Genomic DNA, 4,266 nt, shown 5'->3' with positions numbered 1-4,266 from the left:
TTCAGAGATTAGTGGCTCTTAGCCCGCGAAGCGGAACTGGCCACGCGTAGCGTGACTGGCCGCACGAAGTGCGACTGGCCTGCGCCAGCAGACTGGCTTTTCTTCTCCTATTCTCGCAGCGAAACTCTCGACAACGCTCTTTCTCCGTTTTCTCAATTGCGTACAACGTCAGACTTCCAGTTGCACAGCGGATCTTCTGCCATGCATCTCGAATACTTCTAGCTCAGTCAAGATTGAAGTCGTGTCCACAGTTCTTGCAGAAGCGATTCTCCTTCTTATTCAGCATGTAGCAGAGGCTGCACTTCTTGTAACCGACAAGAGAAGAGCCGCAATTTGAACACTTGCTTGCTTTGTCCTCATTCTCCGCGCCGCATTCCGGGCACCTGGAATAACTTTTACTTTTTGTCTTCTGTATTCTTGCCTCTCTATCGGAAACAAAAGTGTAGTCATAGGTCATGTCTTCCTGCACTTCACGCGTGCTAACAGGTTCCTGCTCACTTACGGGACCGGAGAAACTCTTCGTTTTTGCCACATTGATTAGCATTCTACCCAGTGTTGTAGCGATGAAACCCAGCACTACGAATACAAAGACACTTCCGAATACTATGCTTAAATACGGTGCCAGAAAGATTTCCGCAAAGCTAAATATGATCAAACCTATACCAACCGCGTAGACTATTACACCTACTAACTTGATTATTGTCTTAACTGAATCATTAGAGCGGCTGTACATTTTATCACCGTCCTTTCAATTCTATTGTACAATGCAATTCTATTCGTTCAACTCATATCTAGCACAATCCCTTTTGCGAGTCGAACGGGAAATTGTAGAATTGATTGACAGAAATTCGGAAGGGAGCGAAAATTATGGAGATTTCCACCGTGCTATTGCTCTTGGCTCTTTTTTTTGGAGTAATTACGGTTCTCGTGATTTTTCTGAGGAGTTGAAAGAGCTTTCCTAAAAAGTGTATGAGTTTCCTAGCGCTTCTCTTTTGAAAAGGAGGCCACCTCACCTTCAGTTGCGTAAACAAGTTCCGACGGTCTTAACCATAATTGAAGACCTCGCTTACCGGCACTCATAGAAACACTGTCTTCATTCACTACATCGCTGTCGATAAGTATTCTCAAGTTCTTCTTCATTCCGAGAGGAGAGACTCCGCCTCTCACATAACCCGTAAGTGACAGGAGTCGTTCCGCAGGAACAGTCTCGATATTTCTGTCTCCGGTAACTTCAGGGAGTTTTTTCATGTCTATCTCTCTGTGTCCCCTCAAGCAACAGACAAAAACACCACTTCTGTCACCCTTCAAGACGATAGTTTTCACCGTTTGCGACACAGATAATCCCAGTTTCAACGCGACATTCTCTGCACCGAGATCGTTCTCATCGACTTCGTATTCCAGAACTTCGTATTTGATTCCAAGGCCGTCCAAAATTCTTGTCGCGTTCGTTCTGCGAGTTTTTTTGCCTTTCATGGATATCTCCGATCGGAGGGTCGCATTTTCTAACCGATAAGCTTTCTATGTAGTAGTTCCAAGCGCTTGTTGATATCTGCTGCAGAAAGCTCAGTAACAAGTTCGTCGAGATCTCCGTCCATTATGTACAGGAGTCTGTAGCTCGTGAAATTTATCCTGTGATCAGTTACTCTGTTCTGAGGATAGTTGTAGGTTCTTATCTTCTCACTCCTTTCCCCTGTGCCGATCTGTGTCCTTCTGGTCTCAGTTATCTCATTTTCGGCCTTCGAACTATACATTTCGTAGAGCCTGGCACGCAAAATCTCAAGAGCTCTTGCCTTATTCTGGTGCTGAGATCTCTCCTTCTGGACAGCGACAACAATTCCCGTCGGTTCATGGACTATCCTGACCGCTGAATCAGTCTTGTTAACGTGTTGGCCACCAGCACCAGAAGCTCTGTATGTGTCTATCCTGAGATCGGTCGGATCTATCTTCACTTCGGTTTCGCTTGCTTCAGGAAGTACAGCTACTGTTGCCGTAGAAGTGTGGATCCTTCCGCCTGATTCGGTTGAGGGAACTCTCTGAACTCTGTGGACCCCGCTTTCGTATTTCAGCTTGCTGAAAACACTCCTCCCCCTTATCTGGAAGATCATTTCCTTTAGTCCTCCGATATCCGTCTCATTCGAATCGATAATCTCTGATTTCCAGTTGTTTCGCTCGGCATATCTGTTGTACATACGAAATAGATCCGCGGCGAACAACGCAGCCTCCTCACCGCCGGTACCTGCCCTTATTTCGATTATTATGTTTCTTTCATCGGAAAGATCGGGAACTAAAAGTCCCTTAAGATTGAGCTCCTGCCTGGAAATGTTGCTTTCAAGATCGGAAACTGCTTTATCAATTTCCTCAAGCTCGCTTTCATCTGAAGAAGCCTTCATTTCGTGCCACTCCTCAAGCTCACTTTTCATTAAACTGATCTCACCGTAGAGATTAATGATCTCGGAGAGTTCCGAATGCTTCTTGCCATATTCCATGAGCTTTTCCGGGTCTGATGCAACTTCGGGCTTGGAAAGCTCCTTCTCGACTTCTTTGAAGCGTTCCTTGAAGACTTCCATTATCTTACCTAGATCCATCAAAAGGCCCTCCTGACCATTGCGTTCGCATCTCTTGCATAGTCCTGCAGCTGATCCTTATCAATAATTCCCTTCTTGAATGCATCCATTAGCGCATCATCAAAGGTGACCATCCCGAATTTTATTCCGGCTTGCATCATAGACTCTATCTGGTGGAATTTCTGCTCCCTGATAAGGTTCCTGATCGCCTGATTAACAACTAGAATCTCGAGAACCGCAATTCTTCCTTTGCCGTCTCTTCTTCTCAAGAGCCTCTGATAGACTACTGCCAGAAGGGTATTTGCAAGCTGCATGGCTATCTGATTCTGCTGATGAGGCGGGAAGACACCGACTATCCTTTCAGGAGTCGTTGCGGCCGAATTCGTATGAATAGTTGAAAAGACAAGATGACCAGTCTCGGCAGCTGTCATAGCCAGTTCCATAGTTTCACTGTCTCTCATTTCGCCGACAAGTATTACATCCGGGTCCTGTCTGAGAGCATATTTCAATCCATTGTAAAAGGATTTTGTGTCTGATCCAAGCTCTCTCTGGTGTATCAAGGCATTCTTCGGCTCAAAAACATACTCTACCGGATCCTCTATTGTGATCAGGTGAACATGCCTTGTACGATTTATGTTCTCAAGCATTGCAGCGAGAGTAGTCGATTTGCCGCTTCCTGTAGGACCTGCTACTAACACCAACCCCTTATCTGGCTTACAGAAATCTTTGAACAGTGCTGGATAACCGAGATCATCAAGCGTCTTGATTGTCTTTGGAATCAATCTCAAAGCAATAACCGGGAGCTTGTTGGAATAGAAGTAATTCCCTCTTACTCTTGAAGAACTAAATCCGAAAGAGAAGTCTATTTCCTTGCTATCTGAGTCCTGAAGCTTCACCTCAGATATCTCTTGAAGCTCCGTAGTAATCTTCTTCATCATTATTGTATCGGTCAACAACTTGTCCTGAATCAACTCTCCGTCAACCCTGTACATAACATTCCTTCCGGATGTCAAGTGTAAATCGCTCGCATTCATCTGTTCACCCTTGCTCAGGATTTCCATAATTAACATATGACCGCACCTCCCAGAACAGACAAGATTTTAACACACTGCGTCATTCGATAACTATGATAAGATGTAAGATTCTAGAGATAGTGATTATTCTCGTAGATCAGTCTGATTATTTTGCTGATCAATTCGGGAGGGATTTGAATGTTTTACGAACTTTATCTAAGATCATTCTTCGACGGCAATGGAGATGGGATAGGGGATCTTATCGGAGCCGAAAGAAAACTGGATTATCTTGCAAACCTCGGCATCGAAGGAATATGGCTGCTGCCTATTCTTCAGTCTCCATCTTATCACGGCTATAGCGTTACCGACTTCTTCAATGTGAATCCAATCTATGGAAATCTGAAGGAACTAAGGAGTTTTCTGTCTTCTGCGCATAAACTAGGCCTGAAGGTGATACTCGATCTTCCAATAAATCATACTTCTCCAAACCACGAATGGTTTCTGAAAGCGCTCGACGGTGATAAACCTTACAGAGATTGGTATCTCTTTCTCAAAAACGAAGAATGGTTAAAGGCAAGAAGACACTGGGACGGAGAAAAGGTATGGACTGACTACTCAGGCCAGTTGGCTTACACATTGTTTGGACCGGGAAGCCCCGATCTCAATTATGAATCCCCTTCTCTTTGGCA

General features: G+C 44.7%; 5 protein-coding genes. 1 reads left to right on the top strand and 4 read right to left on the bottom strand.

The window, feature by feature from the left end; all coding sequences use genetic code 11:
• Positions 1-223: 223 nt before the first annotated feature.
• From ENN47_01985 to ENN47_01970, 4 genes are all read right to left on the bottom strand, one after another.
• Complete coding sequence (locus ENN47_01985) at positions 224-733, bottom strand: zinc ribbon domain-containing protein (protein HDP76957.1); 510 nt, start codon at positions 731-733, stop codon at positions 224-226.
• 245 nt (positions 734-978) lie between these two features.
• Positions 979-1,473: an aminoacyl-tRNA deacylase gene (locus tag ENN47_01980; protein ID HDP76956.1), complete on the bottom strand. Its 495-nt coding sequence runs from the start codon at positions 1,471-1,473 to the stop codon at positions 979-981.
• Between the two features lie 29 nt (positions 1,474-1,502).
• Complete coding sequence (locus ENN47_01975) at positions 1,503-2,585, bottom strand: peptide chain release factor 1 (protein HDP76955.1); 1,083 nt, start codon at positions 2,583-2,585, stop codon at positions 1,503-1,505.
• A complete protein-coding gene (locus ENN47_01970) occupies positions 2,585-3,634 on the bottom strand; it encodes a PilT/PilU family type 4a pilus ATPase (protein ID HDP76954.1) in 1,050 nt (349 codons plus the stop codon). Before ENN47_01970 ends, ENN47_01975 begins: the two co-directional genes overlap by 1 nt.
• A gap of 141 nt (positions 3,635-3,775) precedes the next feature.
• Between ENN47_01970 and ENN47_01965 the strand changes: the two genes are divergently transcribed.
• On the top strand, positions 3,776-4,266 hold a 491-nt coding region (locus tag ENN47_01965; protein HDP76953.1), incomplete at its 3' end, for an alpha-amylase.

This window comes from Mesotoga infera (genome assembly GCA_011045915.1).
Lineage (GTDB): Bacteria > Thermotogota > Thermotogae > Petrotogales > Kosmotogaceae > Mesotoga > Mesotoga infera_D.
This window is presented reverse-complemented; position numbering and strand designations above follow the sequence as displayed.